The sequence below is a fragment of the Pseudomonas sp. C6002 genome (assembly GCF_013385805.1).
In the GTDB taxonomy this organism is placed as follows: Bacteria; Pseudomonadota; Gammaproteobacteria; order Pseudomonadales; family Pseudomonadaceae; genus Aquipseudomonas.
In genome coordinates, this window is sequence record NZ_JACAPH010000036.1 from 1 (window position 1) to 15,381 (window position 15,381).

The 15,381-nt window shown below is 62.2% G+C and carries 15 protein-coding genes; 7 read left to right on the forward strand and 8 right to left on the reverse strand.

What is annotated here, in order from left to right; translation table 11 throughout:
• Nucleotides 1-316: 316 nt before the first annotated feature.
• Nucleotides 317-1,123 (reverse strand): helix-turn-helix transcriptional regulator, encoded by an 807-nt coding sequence (locus tag HX817_RS26570; RefSeq protein WP_177041746.1) that lies wholly within the window; start codon nt 1,121-1,123, stop codon nt 317-319.
• Between the two features lie 115 nt (nt 1,124-1,238).
• On the opposite strand from HX817_RS26570, the gene HX817_RS26575 reads away from it, so the two are divergent.
• Entirely contained in the window at nt 1,239-2,123 is an 885-nt protein-coding gene (locus HX817_RS26575) for an EamA family transporter (protein ID WP_087693085.1), read from the forward strand.
• On the opposite strand, the gene HX817_RS26580 is transcribed toward HX817_RS26575, so the two are convergent.
• Complete coding sequence (locus HX817_RS26580; RefSeq protein ID WP_177041748.1) at nt 2,101-2,658, reverse strand: GNAT family N-acetyltransferase; 558 nt, start codon at nt 2,656-2,658, stop codon at nt 2,101-2,103. The two genes, HX817_RS26575 and HX817_RS26580, sit on opposite strands and share 23 nt — an antisense overlap.
• A 147-nt stretch (nt 2,659-2,805) precedes the next feature.
• Here HX817_RS26580 and HX817_RS26585 point away from each other — a divergent pair, with 147 nt between their 5' ends.
• The 5 genes from HX817_RS26585 to HX817_RS26605 all read left to right on the forward strand — a co-directional run bounded on the left by HX817_RS26585 (nt 2,806) and on the right by HX817_RS26605 (nt 9,550).
• Complete coding sequence (locus HX817_RS26585; RefSeq protein ID WP_003219490.1) at nt 2,806-3,306, forward strand: sigma-70 family RNA polymerase sigma factor; 501 nt, start codon at nt 2,806-2,808, stop codon at nt 3,304-3,306.
• A gap of 32 nt (nt 3,307-3,338) precedes the next feature.
• Nucleotides 3,339-4,313 (forward strand): FecR family protein, encoded by a 975-nt coding sequence (locus HX817_RS26590; RefSeq protein ID WP_008432738.1) that lies wholly within the window; start codon nt 3,339-3,341, stop codon nt 4,311-4,313.
• Between the two features lie 96 nt (nt 4,314-4,409).
• Nucleotides 4,410-6,815, forward strand: a complete 2,406-nt coding sequence (locus HX817_RS26595; protein WP_177009178.1) for a TonB-dependent receptor — start codon at nt 4,410-4,412, stop codon at nt 6,813-6,815.
• 222 nt (nt 6,816-7,037) lie between these two features.
• Entirely contained in the window at nt 7,038-8,009 is a 972-nt protein-coding gene (locus tag HX817_RS26600; protein ID WP_177023251.1) for a type III secretion protein, read from the forward strand.
• 926 nt (nt 8,010-8,935) lie between these two features.
• Nucleotides 8,936-9,550, forward strand: a complete 615-nt coding sequence (locus tag HX817_RS26605; RefSeq protein WP_008432744.1) for a hypothetical protein — start codon at nt 8,936-8,938, stop codon at nt 9,548-9,550.
• A gap of 46 nt (nt 9,551-9,596) precedes the next feature.
• Here HX817_RS26605 and HX817_RS26610 read toward each other — a convergent pair whose 3' ends face one another.
• Together HX817_RS26610 and HX817_RS26615 are read right to left on the reverse strand one after the other, a co-directional pair.
• The gene (locus HX817_RS26610) at nt 9,597-10,748 is read right to left on the reverse strand and encodes an MFS transporter (protein WP_008432746.1); all 1,152 of its coding nucleotides are present in this window, start codon (nt 10,746-10,748) and stop codon (nt 9,597-9,599) included.
• A gap of 278 nt (nt 10,749-11,026) precedes the next feature.
• Entirely contained in the window at nt 11,027-11,272 is a 246-nt protein-coding gene (locus HX817_RS26615) for a hypothetical protein (RefSeq protein WP_003219506.1), read from the reverse strand.
• 92 nt (nt 11,273-11,364) lie between these two features.
• On the opposite strand from HX817_RS26615, the gene HX817_RS26620 reads away from it, so the two are divergent.
• Nucleotides 11,365-12,186: a helix-turn-helix domain-containing protein gene (locus HX817_RS26620; protein WP_168197514.1), complete on the forward strand. Its 822-nt coding sequence runs from the start codon at nt 11,365-11,367 to the stop codon at nt 12,184-12,186.
• On the opposite strand, the gene HX817_RS26625 is transcribed toward HX817_RS26620, so the two are convergent.
• Genes HX817_RS26625 through HX817_RS26640 form a run of 4 tightly spaced genes read right to left on the reverse strand, consistent with a single transcriptional unit; the run spans nt 12,128 to nt 15,374 of the window.
• Nucleotides 12,128-13,348: a sugar MFS transporter gene (locus tag HX817_RS26625; protein WP_008432753.1), complete on the reverse strand. Its 1,221-nt coding sequence runs from the start codon at nt 13,346-13,348 to the stop codon at nt 12,128-12,130. The genes HX817_RS26620 and HX817_RS26625 overlap by 59 nt on opposite strands.
• 51 nt (nt 13,349-13,399) lie before the next feature.
• Complete coding sequence (locus HX817_RS26630) at nt 13,400-13,747, reverse strand: L-rhamnose mutarotase (RefSeq protein ID WP_177041749.1); 348 nt, start codon at nt 13,745-13,747, stop codon at nt 13,400-13,402.
• Nucleotides 13,744-14,517 (reverse strand): SDR family oxidoreductase, encoded by a 774-nt coding sequence (locus HX817_RS26635; protein WP_177041751.1) that lies wholly within the window; start codon nt 14,515-14,517, stop codon nt 13,744-13,746. Before HX817_RS26635 ends, HX817_RS26630 begins: the two co-directional genes overlap by 4 nt.
• Nucleotides 14,514-15,374, reverse strand: a complete 861-nt coding sequence (locus tag HX817_RS26640) for an amidohydrolase (protein ID WP_023658957.1) — start codon at nt 15,372-15,374, stop codon at nt 14,514-14,516. The genes HX817_RS26635 and HX817_RS26640 overlap by 4 nt, the downstream gene beginning before the upstream one ends.
• Nucleotides 15,375-15,381: the final 7 nt, after the last annotated feature.

Genomic DNA, 15,381 nt, shown 5'->3' on the forward strand with positions numbered 1-15,381 from the left:
CCTGAGAGCCGACCTGAGTGTTGAATGCCAGATCAAAAGCCAGAGCTGCTCTTCTGTAGGAGCTGGCTTGCCGGCGATGCTGACAACTCGGTGCATCAGGTACACCCAGTTGATGCCATCGCAGCGATGCGGCGACCCGACAAGCCAGCTCCCACATTTGAACCGTGCCCGCTTTAGCTTTTGATCTTAGGCACACCGCGCCTAGGCGAGGTGCCGAGTGGTGGGGCAGGAGTGTTTTGCTTGCTTTTGACTGGGCCGGCATTCCGGCTGTTCAAAAGTGACCCGCTGTAAGAGCGGAATCCTAGGTGGTCGTTACCTAAATAACGGATATGTACCGCGACCCACCCCCCCGCAACTCCCTGGTGAAATAACGGCTCGGTACCTCACCCAACACACGCTTGAACACCGTGGCAAACGCACTCGGGCTGCTATACCCCAGATCCAGCGCCACCCTGGTCACCGGTTCCCCATTGCCCAGCCGCACAATCGCCGCCAGCAAACAGGCTTGCTGGCGCCATTGCAGGTAACTGATCCCCGTGGCCTGGCGGAACTGGCGGGTAAAAGTCCGGCGGCTCATACCCGCGCAGAGGGCCATGGCATCAATGCCGATTTCCAACGAAGGCCCGGCCAGGAACTCTTCGCAGGCCTTCGCCAATCGAGGCTCGGCCGGCAACGGCGCACACAGCGGCAGCACCGGCATCCGGGCGATCTCGTGCAGCAGCAAGCCCATCAAATAGCTGTCGCGGCCACCCATCGCGTAACGCGCAGGTACCTCGACGGCCTTCTCCAGCAACTGCCCAAGCAGCGGCGACACATCCAGCACCTGGCACTGTTGCGGCAACTCCAGCCGCCGCGCCGCCTGCGGGCGAATGTAGGTGTTGAGCATCGTCACCGGCCCGCGCATCAGCATGGCGTGGGACACATGCGGCGGCACCCAGATCGCGCGGCAGGGCGGCACCACCCAGTTACCGGTGGCGCTGTAGACGGTAATGACACCCTGGCTGGCATAGGCCAACTGGCCTCGCGGGTGCGCGTGGGCGGGGAACAGCTCGCCGTCGGCATAGTCGATGGCGGTCACGACCACGTCGCGCGGGGTGTTTTCGTAGGGATGAATATCGGACATGGCCTGATTCTAGCCTTTGTTGACCCACAATCGCAGGCGGGCCATCGCGGTTTACGAAAAAATCTGTCGGATGCACGGCCTCCTGTCGTGCCACCGAGTCAATGGACCCGTCACGATGAAGCAAAAACACCTGTTACTGGCCGTCCTGGTGACGGCTGTGTGGGGACTCAATTTCCCCATTACCAAACTCGGCCTGGCCGAGATCAACCCGCTGTTGCTGACGGCCCTGCGGTTCACCCTGGCGGCGTTGCCCTGGGTGTTTCTGGTGCGCCGGCCCCAGGTCGCGGTGAAGTGGCTGGCGGCCTATGGCTTGATATTCGGGGTGGCGATGTGGGCCTTGATCAACCTCGGGATCGCCATGGGCGTGCCGCCCGGCAGCGCGTCGTTGCTGATCCAGTTCAGCGCATTTTTCACCATGGGCTGGGGCGTGCTGCTGTTTCGTGAAAGCCTGTCCGTGCCGCAATTGATCAGCGTGGCGCTGGCGGCCATGGGCCTGGTGGGCATGCTGTTGAGTGTGCAGGGCGCGGCCACGCTGCTGGGGTTTGCCTTGGTGCTGTTCAGCGCGTTGGCCTGGAGCATCGGCAATATCATCATCAAGGTCTCCGGGGTGCGGGAGATCTTTGCCTTCGTAGTCTGGGCCAGCCTGTTTGCGCCGTTGCCGCTGGTGCTGTTGACGTGGCTGCTGGATGGCTCGCAAGCCTTTATCGCTTTGCCTGCTCAACTGAACGGCGTGGCGTTGTTCTCGCTGGCGTTCCAGGTGTATGGCGCGACGCACTTCTGTTACTGGGGCTGGAACCTGCTGTTGCGCGAGTACCCGGTTTCCCGGGTGGCGCCCCTGTCACTGCTGATCCCGGTGTTCGGCATCGTCAGCTCAATGCTGATCCTGGGTGAGCGCCCCGGGGTTTCGCAGTGGCAGGCCATGGGCTTGATCCTCTTGGCCCTGATCGTCGGCCTGAAGAAGGGGCGCCCGTTGTGGGTCAGGCAGGACGGTCACGCTTGAGCAGGCCATACAGCGCGCTGTCCGAGATCTCGTCGCCGACCACCCAGCGCTCGCGCAGCAAGCCTTCGCGGACGAAACCCAGGCGCTCAAGCAGCTTCGCGGAGCCCAGGTTGCGTGGGTCAATGTCGGCTTCAAGGCGGCGCAGCCCGGCGGTGTTGAACCCATGGTCGATCACGGCGCGGGCGGCTTCGCTCATGTAGCCCTTGCCCCAATGCTGGCGGCCCAGGGTAAAGCCGATTTCAGCGCGGCGGCATTGCTCGTCGACATTGAACAGGTCGCAACTGCCGATCACCTCGCCGGTGGTCAGCAACTCCACCATGCACACCAGGTCTTCACCGGCAATCGAGGCTTCCATCAGTTGGCCGAAGCGTTCAACGGCCTGCTCGGCGCGGGTCATGGTGGGAAAGGAAAAGTAGCGCATGGCCTCGGGGTCGGACCAAATGGCAAACAGCGCGCGCCAGTCATCCTGATGGGGAGGGCGCAGGCCCAGGCGTTCGGTGGTGAGGAGAAAGGGGGCGAAAAAGGGCAGGGTCATAAGGTGCTCGTCCGTGAAAGTCACGGGCGAATGCTGCCGGGATTGGGCGGGATGTACAAGGGTCAAGGAAAGAGGACGACGGGAAGCAATTGCTCCACTTAATAGGAAGCATTACTATTCACGCCCCGCCTCCCCAGTGCTTCCTTGATGACTCCTCAGCCGCCCCGCAGAACAGGCTTTTTCGAGCACTACGAAGAGTTGATCGGGACCTGGACGCGCCGCCTGAGAAACCGTCAGCAGGCCGAAGACCTGGCCCACGACACTTTTGTGCGGGTGCTTGAGTCCAGCGCCACCAAGGTTGAGCAACCTCGCGCCTATCTGCATCAAACGGCGCGCAATATCGCCGTTGACGCCTATCGCCGCGAGGACCGGCGGGAAGCGATGGCCCTGGAAGCCTTTGACCAGAGTTCGCCCCACAGTGGCGACCCGGAGCATTTCATGCACGCGATCCAGCTGGCGGATTCCATCGAGCGAGCCCTGGCCGAGCTGCCGCTCAATTGCCGCAAGATTTTCATCTGGCAGAAAATCGAGGGCCTGACCCAGCAGGAAATCGCCGAACGCCTGGGCCTGTCTAAAAACATGGTGGAAAAGTATATGATCCGCACCCTGCGGCATTTACGTGACCGCCTGGATGCGATGGCACCATGACCAATGCCCGCTTTGAAACAGGATCTTCCATGATGGATACCCGTGAGTGTGCCTGCGGCAGCGCGACGGCCCGCGACGAGGCGGCGCAATGGTTTGTGCGTGTGCAGGACAGCCCATTGAGCGCAGAAGAACGCGAGCGTTTTGATGCCTGGCGTGCAGAGCATGCCGAGCACCAGTACGAATTTGATGTGCTGCAAGGTTTGTGGAGTGCCACCGACCTGGTGCCCAAGGCGCGCTTGCAGGCGTTGTGCGATGCCCCGCAGCCGCGTGCGAAGCGCCGGCCCGTGCTGCGTTATGCAGTGGCTGCAAGTGTGCTGGCGGTGGCCCTGGGCCTGGGGTTGTTCAGTGGCCTGGATCATCCGGCGACGTATAACGCCGAGTTCCGCACCGCACTGGGGGAGCGCCGGCAGGTGGCGTTGCCCGACGGCTCACTGATGGACTTGAACAGCCGCAGCGTGGTGGCCGTGCACTATGTAAAAGGCCAGCGCGGCATCGAGCTCAAGCAGGGCGAGGCCATGTTCAGCGTCGAGCACGACACCAGCCGGCCCTTCGTGGTGGACGCCGGGGCAGGGCAGGTGACGGTTACCGGTACGCGTTTCGACGTGCGCCGCGATGACGACCAGACCCGCGTGGTGGTCGAGGCCGGTACGGTCAAAGTGCAAGGGCGCTCATCCGATGACATCGTGATGCTCACGGCCGGTCGGGGCACCCATGTGGATACCCGGGGCCAGGTGGCGGCTGCCTACGCCGTCAACCCTGAAGAGCTCACGGCCTGGCGCACCGGCAAGCTGGTGTTCAACAACGCCACTCTCGGCGAAGTGGCTCGGGAGGTCTCACGTTACCGCGAGCAACCTTTGCGGGTCAGCGCGCCCGCGGTGAGCAACCTGCGCTTGACCAGCGTGTTCAAATCCACCGACACCGACGCCTTGCTCAAGGCCTTGCCGCACATTCTTCCGGTGGCCTTGCGCACCTTGCCGGACGGTAGCCAGGAAATAATTTCGCGATAGATTCAGGTTTTTTTCGAGTTCTTCGTCTTCTTGTGCAACTGCAACTGGTTTGCATTAACAGCCGCACTCTCTTGCGATCACAGGACTACGTTCGACGTGAAAAAACTCGCCATGAAAAACAATAAATCATCCCGCTGGGCACCCCTCGCCCTGGCGCTGGCCGTCAGCGCCGCACTGCCGGCGGCCTATGCTGACGATGGCATTCATATCCAGGCCCAGTCCCTGGGTTCGGCCTTGAGCCAATTGGGTCAGCAGACGTCGCTGCAAGTGTTCTTCAGCCCCGACATGGTGGCCGGCAAACAAGCCCCGGCCGTCGACGGCAACCTGTCGCCCGAACAAGCGCTGCGCCAGTTGCTGCAGGGCAGCGGCCTGGATTACCAGATCGATGCGGGCTCCGTGACCCTGCGCCCGCTGGGCAAGGGCACCGGCGAAGCCGGTTCGCCGCTGGAGTTGGGTGCCACCGACATCAAGGTGGTTGGCGACTGGCTCGGCGACGCGAATGCCCAAGTGGTGCAGAACCACCCGGGGGCGCGCACCGTGGTGCGCCGTGAAGCCATGGTGGAGCAGGGCGCGATGAACGTCGGTGACGTGCTGCGGCGCATTCCCGGGGTGCAGGTGCAGGAGGCCAACGGCACCGGTGGCAGTGATATTTCCCTCAACGTCGGGGTACGCGGCCTGACCTCGCGTCTGTCGCCACGCTCCACGGTATTGATCGACGGCGTACCGGCAGCGTTTGCACCCTACGGCCAGCCGCAGTTGTCGATGGCGCCGATTTCCTCCGGCAACCTCGACAGCATCGACGTGGTGCGTGGCGCAGGCTCCGTACGTTATGGACCACAGAACGTCGGCGGCGTGATCAACTTCGTCACCCGGGCCATCCCGGAAAAATTCTCCGGCGAAGTCGGCACCACCCTGGAAACCGCGGCCCACGGCGGCTGGAAACACATTGAAAACGCCTTCATCGGCGGCACCGCCGACAACGGTATCGGTGCTGCGTTGCTGTATTCCGGGACCAAGGGCGATGGTTACCGCGACCGCAACAACTCCAACGACATCGACGACGTGATCTTCAAGACCCACTGGGCGCCGACCGATCAAGACGATTTCTCGCTGAATTTCCACTACTACGACGCCAGCGCCGACATGCCCGGCGGCCTGACCCAGAAGCAGTACGACGCCAACCCGTATCAATCGGTACGTGACTGGGACAACTTCAATGGCCGGCGCAAGGATATGTCCTTCAAGTACATCCGGCAGATCGACGACCGCACCCAGGCTGAAGTGCTGACCTACTATTCCGACAGTTTCCGCGGCAGCAACATCGCCAACCGCGACCTGAAGACCCTGGGTTCCTACCCGCGCACCTACTACACCTTCGGCATCGAGCCGCGTGTGTCCCATGTATTTGACCTGGGGCCGAGCACCCAGGAAGTCAGCGTCGGTTATCGCTACCTCAAGGAAGGCATGCACGAGCAGGCCACCAGCCTGGCGCTGGTCAACAACGTGCCGACGCCCGTGGGCCAGAGTGACGGCCACGTGTACCAGGACCGTACCGGTGGCACCGAGGCCAACTCGTTCTATATCGACAACAAGATTGATATCGGCAAATGGACCGTCACCCCGGGCATTCGCTTTGAGCAGATTCGCACCGAATGGCACGACCGTCCGGTGGTAGGCCTCAATGGCGCCACGGTTCAGGAGAAACGTCGCGAGATCCACAACAACGAACCGCTGCCGGCCTTGAGCGTGATGTACCACGTCTCCGATGCCTGGAAGCTGTTTGCCAACTACGAAACCTCCTTCGGCAGCCTGCAATACTTCCAGCTGGGCCAGGGCGGTAACGGCGACCAGACCGCGAACGGCCTGAACCCGGAAAAAGCCAAGACCTACGAAATCGGTACCCGCTACAACGACAGCGTCTGGGGCGGCGAAGTGACGTTGTTCTACATCGACTTCTCGGACGAGTTGCAATACGTCAGCAACGATGTGGGCTGGACCAACCTCGGCGCTACCAAGCACGAGGGCATCGAAGCGTCGGCCCATTACGACCTGTCGAACCTCGACCCGCGCCTGGACGGCCTGACCGCCAACGCCGGCTTTACCTACACCAGGGCCACCTCCGAAGGCGACGTTGCCTTCAAGGGCCGCGACTTGCCGCTGTACTCCCGTGAAGTGGCCACCCTGGGGCTGCGTTACGACATCAACCACTGGACCCACAACCTGGACGTCTATGCCCAGTCCGGCCAGCGTGCGCCGGGCACCGGTACCACCTACATCACCCAGCCGACTGCTGATGGCCAGTACGGGGATATTCCCGGCTACGTCTCGGTCAACGTGCGCAGCGGTTATGACTTCGGTGCGCAACTGTCGAACCTGAAGCTGGGCGTCGGGGTAAAAAACGTGTTCAACCAGGAACACTACACCCGCTCCAGCGACAACAACTCCGGGATCTACCTGGGTGAACCGCGCACGTTCTTCGTGCAGGCCAGCGTCGGCTTCTGATGCGTGCCTGATCCCAGGTATCGACAGTGACGAGGGGGCGCAAGCCCCCTCGCCATAGCCCTTCTTCCTACTCTTTTTCTAACGATTTTCTGCGTCCGCAGGAACTGAATCCGACAGGTCTACCACACAAGGAGGTGCCCACTTTCCATGGGATACCTTGTATCGCCGAGGTGTCTTTGAGCCGGGAGTGAATCGTGTCAATACGCCGAACTGGAGATGCCTATGTCGGTAACCTTATCCAACTCAACTGTTGCCAACCCCTCTGATAACGCCGCGCAGCCGCATACTGATGCCGCCACATCGACGCAGTCACGCTCACGCTCCGGGCAGGGGTCGATCCACATCAGCTTCAACTTGCCACAGAATGGGATCGGTCCGGGATATTCGAATTGGACGACGACGCAGAGCACGATGGATCGCCATGGTGCCGCCAACAACTCATTCCGGGCGTCCTATGCAAACTCGTTCCTGGGCGGGCTGATCGGACAGCTTCAGGACTTTCTGCATAAACTGTTCAATCCGTTCCGGCCTCACCCCGGTTATGGTCGTCCTGACCCTTCCATTCCACTCAGGCCTCTTCCCGGACACTGCCGTCCGACCCCCTGCAAGCCTGACCCGGGATACGGTCGCCCGGACCCACACTTTTCGAGGCAAACCCCCGATCAACTGGGGAACCTCCTCAAGAACAAATTTGATGCGTTCACGGTGCCGGGCCAGCCCTTCATCACAAAACAAAGCCTGGAGGAGATGGCGGGCAGACGGTTGACCAACGACCAGGACCGTAATGAGAACATTCTGTTGGCCCGGGAACTGCTGCGACGCCCAGACGTAATACAAGCCTTTGACCGAGCCGGCAGGACCGGTGATCTGGATGGTCGAATCTCCCGGCGGGACCTCAACGCCGTGCTCGACTCCGGCAACGCCTTGAAGTACAAGACCGACAAACAGCTCGCCGAACAGATGTTGAAGGACTTCGACGCCCTGAAGGGTATCTGGAGCCGCTCCATCAGTATCAAAGATTTGAAAAAATTGGCCGCATCGTCGTCGAGCGACCCAAAGCAACAGCGGCTCATCGAGTTGGCCAAGGAAGTCACTCAGCGCTCAAGCCTGTTAACGCTGATGGACTCTCTTGACCGGTATGACGGCAAGATCGGCAGAGCCGCCCTGCGCCACCTCTCTCTGAACCTGTTTTAGCTCGATCACGCCGCGACCCTCTCGCGGCGTGATGACCTGCCTTGCTCAATCCGCTGCTTTCAAACTCTCAGCCAGGGCTCAGACATGGCTACACCTTCGTGTGGATCGCAAAATCCTGGCTATCAGCCAGCCTGTCTTGCGCCGACGGGCAGCGATACCCTGCAACCGCCCCCCGTTGCCGCACCGGGCAAACGGTGCGAAGAGGGCGCCGAAGCCCGGCGAGTGAAGAACTTCACCGGGCAGCACACATTCCAGGCCCCGGCGGCTGACGACTTCATCAAAGGCATGTTGCCGCACGGGCAGTTGCCTGCCTCCCGCGCGCCTGGGTTACGCCCGTTGCGCGCGTTGATGGGCGCTATGGTCGCAGCGATCAAAGACCTTTGGCAGGAGACAAAACCGACCTCGCCAGGGTCTCGAAAAGCCGACTGATTCTTCGGTTTTTACATGTTGTCATTGGAACGCTGCTCTATCTCGGAACCATTGCCACCGGCACACCACACACCTTTGGCCTGTTTTCACCTGAGCGATACGGCGATTGCCGGGATGATGACCAGGTCAATGTGGAACCGGAAAATGGTGGAGATGAATCATGACAATCAACGGCGGGTCGGTCTGCCAGCACCTCGGTGCTACACCCTGTATTGCCCCGGCACTGGACGGCGGTACACGGGCAATTCACGCCGCTTCAAGTGAACCCGGTGAGGCTGCGCGAAAGCACAGCCATCAATCCGGCGGGGCGCCTGTCCGCTCATCAGGCTATCGGCCTCCTCTGCGAGGGGAGAGTCACTGCAGGAGTCTGCTGCAACACCTGGGGCTTCAGAACGAAGTGGCCAGCCGCCTCCGCGGGCCCAATCCCTACATTCGTTTGCCGGACAGCGATTTGGTGAGCGCGGCGAACGCCCAATTTGCCATGCTGAAAAAACTCCATGAGAACTGACGGACTGAAGCTGTCTTCACTGCAACGAATCGCCAGTAAAAAGCTCGGTGCCAGCCGAGAGGCCGACAGCGCTATCCTGCTTGCCAAGGCGATCATCCAGCGTCCGCGCCTGATCGATGCGATCCTCGACCAGGACGGCTACATCACCCGCGAAAGCCTGGCACAGGCCGAGAACGTCGTGTTCGGCAACAGCGATCCCAGTGCCTTCAGCCCGGACCCTTTCCACACAAAAAACAATGCCGATCTCGTCCGTCTGTTCAAGGAAATGTTCACCGAGTTACGGGACCGGTCGCGGGACCGCATGGGGTTTTTCGAGCAGATCTGCTACGTCAATATCGAGGTGCTGGCGATGATGAGCAAAGACCCGGATGAGCTCGACAGCCATGGCCAAGTTGTACTGGACCCGGCCACGGGGCTACCGAAGAAGAAATACGACGAACAGCAGGTGTATATGGCGAAAAACCTTGTGGACCGGCCGGGCTTGTTGCGGTCGCTGGAAAACACCGCCGACAGCGGTCGGCGAATTTTCGGCAGCCATCACCAGGCGGGCTGGCTCAGCAACAAAACCCTTGATCGCTGGCTGGAACTCCAGAAAGCCAAATGACCCCGGGTTGACGCCTCAATGTACGAGGCGTGATGGGGCTGGGTGGTCAGACCCGCAGTATTTTCCCGCTGATCGCCACACCGATCAGCAGTACGGCAATCAGCACAAAGGCAGTGCTCAAGCTGCTGCCATGGGCGATGAAGCCGATCACCGCAGGGCCGGCGAGAATGCCGGTGTAGCCCAGGGTGGTGATGGCGGGCACCGCAATGTGTTCCGGCATGACGGTCTGCTTGCCGACGGCGGTGTACAGCACCGGTACGATGTTCGAACACCCGGCACCGACCAACGCATACCCCAGCAGGGCGGTTTCCCACGCAGGTAATAGCGTCGCCAACAGCATGCCGCCGGCGGCGAGCGCGCCACCGAATACAATCACCCGGGTTGCGCCCAGGCGGCGAACTATCCTGTCGCCGGTAAGGCGCCCGACGGTCATGGTCAAGGCAAAGGCTGCGTAGCCAAGGCCCGCATAGGCCTCGTCAAGGCCGCGCTCGGCACTCAGGAACACCGCGCTCCAGTCCAGTACGGCGCCTTCGGCAAGAAACACGATGCAGCACAGGCAGCCGATAAACAGCACCACGCCGTGGGGCACGGCAAAGGCCGGCCCGGAGCTTTCACTGCCGTAGGGCAGCAGGTGTGGCCCGGCCTTGAGCAAGGCCACTACGATGACGACGATCACCGCGAGGGTGGCCTGCAACGGCGACCAGCCCAACCCCAGCAGCCCGCTGACACCTGCCGCCCCGACGATCCCGCCCAGGCTGAACAGCCCGTGGAAGCCCGACATCATGGTCTTGCCGCTGGCCCGTTCGACCATCACCGCTTGCAGGTTGACCGTGGAGTCCACCGTGCCCAGGCCGGCACCAAACACAAACAGCGCGGCCATCAGCAAGGGAATCGAGGTGACGGTGGCCAGCATCGGCAGGCCCAGGCAGATCAGGAGGGTGCCGCCGGTGGCCACTCGCCGGATACCGTAGCGCGACGCCAGGGCCCCGGCGACCGGCATCGCGATCATCGAGCCCACCCCCAGGCACAACAGCAAAAGGCCGAGGGTGCCCTCATTGAGTTGGGCGCGGGCCTTGGCATAAGGCACCAGTGGTGCCCAGGCGGCGATGCCGAAGCCGGCGATGAAAAACGCGATGCGGGTCGACATTTGTTCCAGCCGCCCGGGTACCACGGGCGCTGGGGTGCTGATGGCGGTCATGAAAAATCCTTGGTTTTGCGTTCAACGAACGATGTGCAGCGCAACATCCTTGCACATCAGGCCGTATCGAGCGAGCCGGGTTCCCTTGGCATGCCTGAACACAGGGCCAAACATTTTTTCCAGGATCATGGAACGCGACGGGCCTTTCCAACCACTATCAGTTCGTAGGACAAGTAACCACTTGAGGTGCGAGGTGGCCTGGAAGGTGCGTAATCCCCGCGAGAACTGGTGAACCCCGGGCTTCCAGCGACGGATTACCACCTTCCAGGCCGATCCTCTCACTTCAGCAGCCGCGCCAGTTTCGCATCCCGCACCTGCAACACTTCAAACACGCCCAGGGCCTGCAGGGCGGGGAGGGCTTGCAGGATGTCCTGTTCGGCCAGCAAGCGCTGCTCGTCCGGGGTGGCCGGATCGCACCAGGTTCTGGCGTTGGCGAGGAATGCGCCCACCGTGCCCTTGCGCACGGTCACGCCATTGAATTGGCCTTGGTCGAGATGGTCGGGAAGCACGTCTTCTGCACGCATGGCGGAGCCCTCAATGAATGAATCCGCAGTCTGGGCGTGCGCAAATGGCTACACTGCCTTATCCAGGTCATTCAATACGGTAAAGCTGCCATATGCCGTCAACACTCGTTTCAGCCCAGCTCGCCAACGCGACCGGCGGTCCGTTGCTGGTGGCGACGTTGCGCAGCAGTCCGGTAGCACGCACCACGGCCCTTCATCAGCATGCCCGCGGGCAATTGCTCGGAGCCCAGCGCGGGTTGTTGTCGGTGCAGGCGGCGCACCAGCATTGGGTAGTACCGGCCACCCACGCGGTGTGGATTGCCCCCGATTGTTCCCACGCCTTGCGTTCCCACGGGCCGTTTGATGGCTGGAGTGTGTATGTCGAACCCCAGGCATGCGCAGGGCTGCCCCGACAGACGTGCGTTATCGCCACGTCGGCCTTGTTGCTGGAAGCCGTCAGGCGCGCGGCAACCTGGAGCCAGCCGCTGCTCGAGCCGCCTCAGTCACGGATCGCCCAGGTGATCCTTGATGAAATCGCCGGGTTGCCCCAGGAGCCATTCGGCTTGCCGCTGCCCCGGGACCCGCGCCTGTTGCGCATCGCCCAGGCGCTGGCCGACAGTCCCGACGACAACCGCCTGCTGGAACACTGGGCGCAGTGGGCCGGTGTCTCGCCGCGCACCCTGGCCCGGCGGTTTGTTGCCGAGACCGGGTTCACCTTCAGCCAGTGGCGCCAGCGCGCACGGTTGTTGCGCGCCCTGGAGTTGCTGGCGGCGCATGCACCCGTGACCCGGGTTGCGCTGGACCTGGGTTATGAAAACGTCAGTGCCTTTATTGCGATGTTCCGGCGTACGTTCGGGACGACGCCGGGGCGGTACTTCACGGATGGCGCAAGCGACTACGGGCATACACCGCCACAATCACGAAACACCCCATAGGCAACAGGTAAGCCAGCGCCACTGTGCTGTTGTCCGCCACCTTGCCCATCAAGTAGGGCATCAGGGCGCCGCCGACGATCGCCATGATCATGAACGAACTGCCGCGCTTGGTGTGCGGACCGAGGTTCTTCACGCCCATGGCGAACAGCGTCGGGAACATGATCGACATGAAGAAGAACACTGCGATCAGCGCGATCACCGAGATACCTTCCAGGCCGATCACCACCAGGCCGCACAACGCGATATTGATCAGCGCATAAATCAGCAGCAGCTTCTGCGCGCTGACCCGGCCCATCAGCCAGGTACTGAAAAAGCGCCCGAACATGAAGGCCAGCATTGCGATCGACAGCAGGTAGGCGGCTTGCTGATTGCCCATCTGTGCCCAATGCTCGGTGACGTAGTTGATGAAAAATGCGCCGACTCCGACCTGGGCCGCCACATAGAAAAACTGCGTGATCACCCCACCGACGAACTCCCGGTGCTGCCACAGACCCTTGCCGGCCGTCGGTTGCAGTGCCTGTTCCTGTGCGCGCAAATCCGGCAGCGGCGTGCGGGCGATCAGCAGCGCCACCAGCAGTACCAGAACCGCGATCACCACGTAGGTGGTCTGCAACGAACTCATGTCCGAGGCCGGTGTGCTGCCGGCGCTGAAGAACATCGCGCCGCCAATCAGCGGGCCGAAGAACTGGCCAAGGCCATTGAATGATTGCGCCAGGTTCAACCGCCGCTCGGCGCCCTGGGGTTCCCCCAGCACCGTGGCATAGGGGTTGGCAGCGGTCTCCAGGCAGCCCAGGCCGCAGGCGATGACAAACAGCGCGAACAGGAAAAACGGAAAGCTCGCCGCCGCAGCCGCCGGCATGAACAGCAGCGCGCCCGTCGCATACAGGCACAGGCCCAGCAGGATCCCGGCCTTGTAGCCGTGGCGGTCCATCAACAACCCGGCCGGCAGGGCAATCAGGAAGTACGCGCCGAAATAGGCGCTTTGCAACAGCCCGGACTGGGCCTTGCTGACGTGCAGGACTTCCTGGAAGTGCTTGTTCAGTACGTCGAGCAAACCGTAGGACAAGCCCCAGAGGAAAAACAGACTGGTCACCAGCATCAGCGCCCAGCGATAGGTCGGCACGGCACGGGTGCCTGGCAGGTGTGTATCTTTGCTTAACATGACGCTTCTCCTGTTGTTTTTATGGGATCAAGGCGTGCGATGCAGCGGGTATCAGGGTTGGTCGGTAAGGCGGAAAATCTGCTCCAGGGGCTGCCATTTGCCGCCGGGGTCAGTCCACGGCGTGGGGGCCTGGAAGCGCCACATCAGGGTTTCCCAGGCTTGCACGTCGGGGTTGGCGCGTGCAGCGTGGTCCAGCCCTTCGAAGCTGAACCCGGCCGCGGTGTCCATGACCATGAACAGCCGCGTGCCCAGGCGCCAGATCTGCATTTCCAGGATTTGCTGGCTGCGCAGATGCTCTGCCACGGCAGGCCAGATGCGTCGATGCAGCTGCTGGTACTCGGCGATCAATGCCGCATCGTCGATCAGGTCCAGCGCCAGGCAGTAACGTTGGCCGCTCATGTCAGCGCCCGGTCGAGGTGGGTGTAGCCTCCATCCACCACCAGCCACTGTCCGGTGGTGTGGGAGGCGCGGGGTGAGAGCAGGAACAGCACGCTGTCGGCAATTTCCTCGGGAGTGGTCATCCGTTTGCCCAAGGGGATTTTTTCGACGATGGCGGCGAGCTTGGCCTCGGGGTTGTCGAAGCCGTCGATCCAGCGTTGATACAGCGGCGTCAGCACCTCGGCGGGCACCACGGCATTGACCCGGATGCCGAACTCCAGCAAGGAGGCGGCCCATTCCCGGGTCAGTGACAGCTGCGCACCTTTTGCGGCGGTATAACCGCTGGTACCGCCCTGGCCGGTGAGGGCCGTCTTGGAGCTGATATTCACGATTGCCCCGCGGCTGGCCTTGAGGGCATCGAGGCACAGGTGGGTCATCAGGTAGTAATGAATCAGGTTCTTTTCCAGGGATTCGACGAAGGCTGCACGGCCCGCATCCAGGCCCACGCCGTCGTTGACCCCGGCGTTGTTCACCAGGCCGTCGATGCGTCCGAAATGTCGCAACACTTCGTTGACGGCTGCGCGGCAGGCGTCCTCATCGCGCAACTCGACACGGATGAAGTGGCTTTGACCGTGCTGCTCAAGCTCGGCCGCGAACGCCGCGGACAACGGTTGATGACCGAAAATCACCGGGATTGCGCCTTCGGCAATCAACCCCAGGGAAATGGCGGCGCCAATCCCCGAGCCGCCGCCGGTGACGATGATCACGCGGTCCTGCAAATGCAGATTCATGGGCAATTTCCTTCAAGGTGATAGACCCGCTGGGCCGTGCCGCCCCAGATGGCCTGCTGTTCATCGGGCGACAGTGGGCCGAGGGTCTGTTGCAGCAATTGGCAGGTGCCCTGGTATTCCCCGGCCAGCAGGCACACCGGCCAGTCCGAACCGAACATCAGGCGCTCGGCGCCGAACAATTCCAGCGCCAGTTCGATGTAGGGGCGCAGGGCTCGGGCGTTGCGTTGCTCGGGCCCGGCTTCGGTGAGCAGGCCCGACAGCTTGCAACTGACGTGGGGCAGGGCGGCCAGTGGCGCCAGGTGTTCGGCCCAACCGACGGGGCCGTTGGCGATGTCCGGTTTGCCCAGGTGGTCCAGCACCAGATGATGCCGGTCGTGGCGCTGGCACAGGGCTGTCGCGGCGTCGAGGTCGGCGCAGCGGATCAGCACCTCGTAGACGTAGCCTTGTTGCTGCAGGTGTTGCAGGCCACGGGAGAACCTGGCGTCGGCCATAAAGCTGGCAGGCGTAGGCTCATCCTGAATCTGATGCCGAAAGCCCTTGAGTCCCGGTGCGTCGCGCCACTGTTCCAGGTGCTGTTCCAGGCGTGGGTCGCACAGGTCGACCCAGCCGACGACGCCGAGTATCCATGGGTGCTGCCGCGCCATTTCCAGCAGCGCGTCGGTTTCCTGCTCACCGGCGCGGGCTTGCACGGCAATGCAGCCATCCAGGTCGGCAGCGTCGAGCAACGGCCGCAAGTCCTGTGGGAGAAAGTCCCGCCGCAGGTCAGCCTCAGCCGTACCGATCCACGGATAATCAGCGGCCCGGTAGCGCCAGAAATGCTGGTGCGCATCGAGCCTCAAAGGTGATGGGGACGACATTGTTATT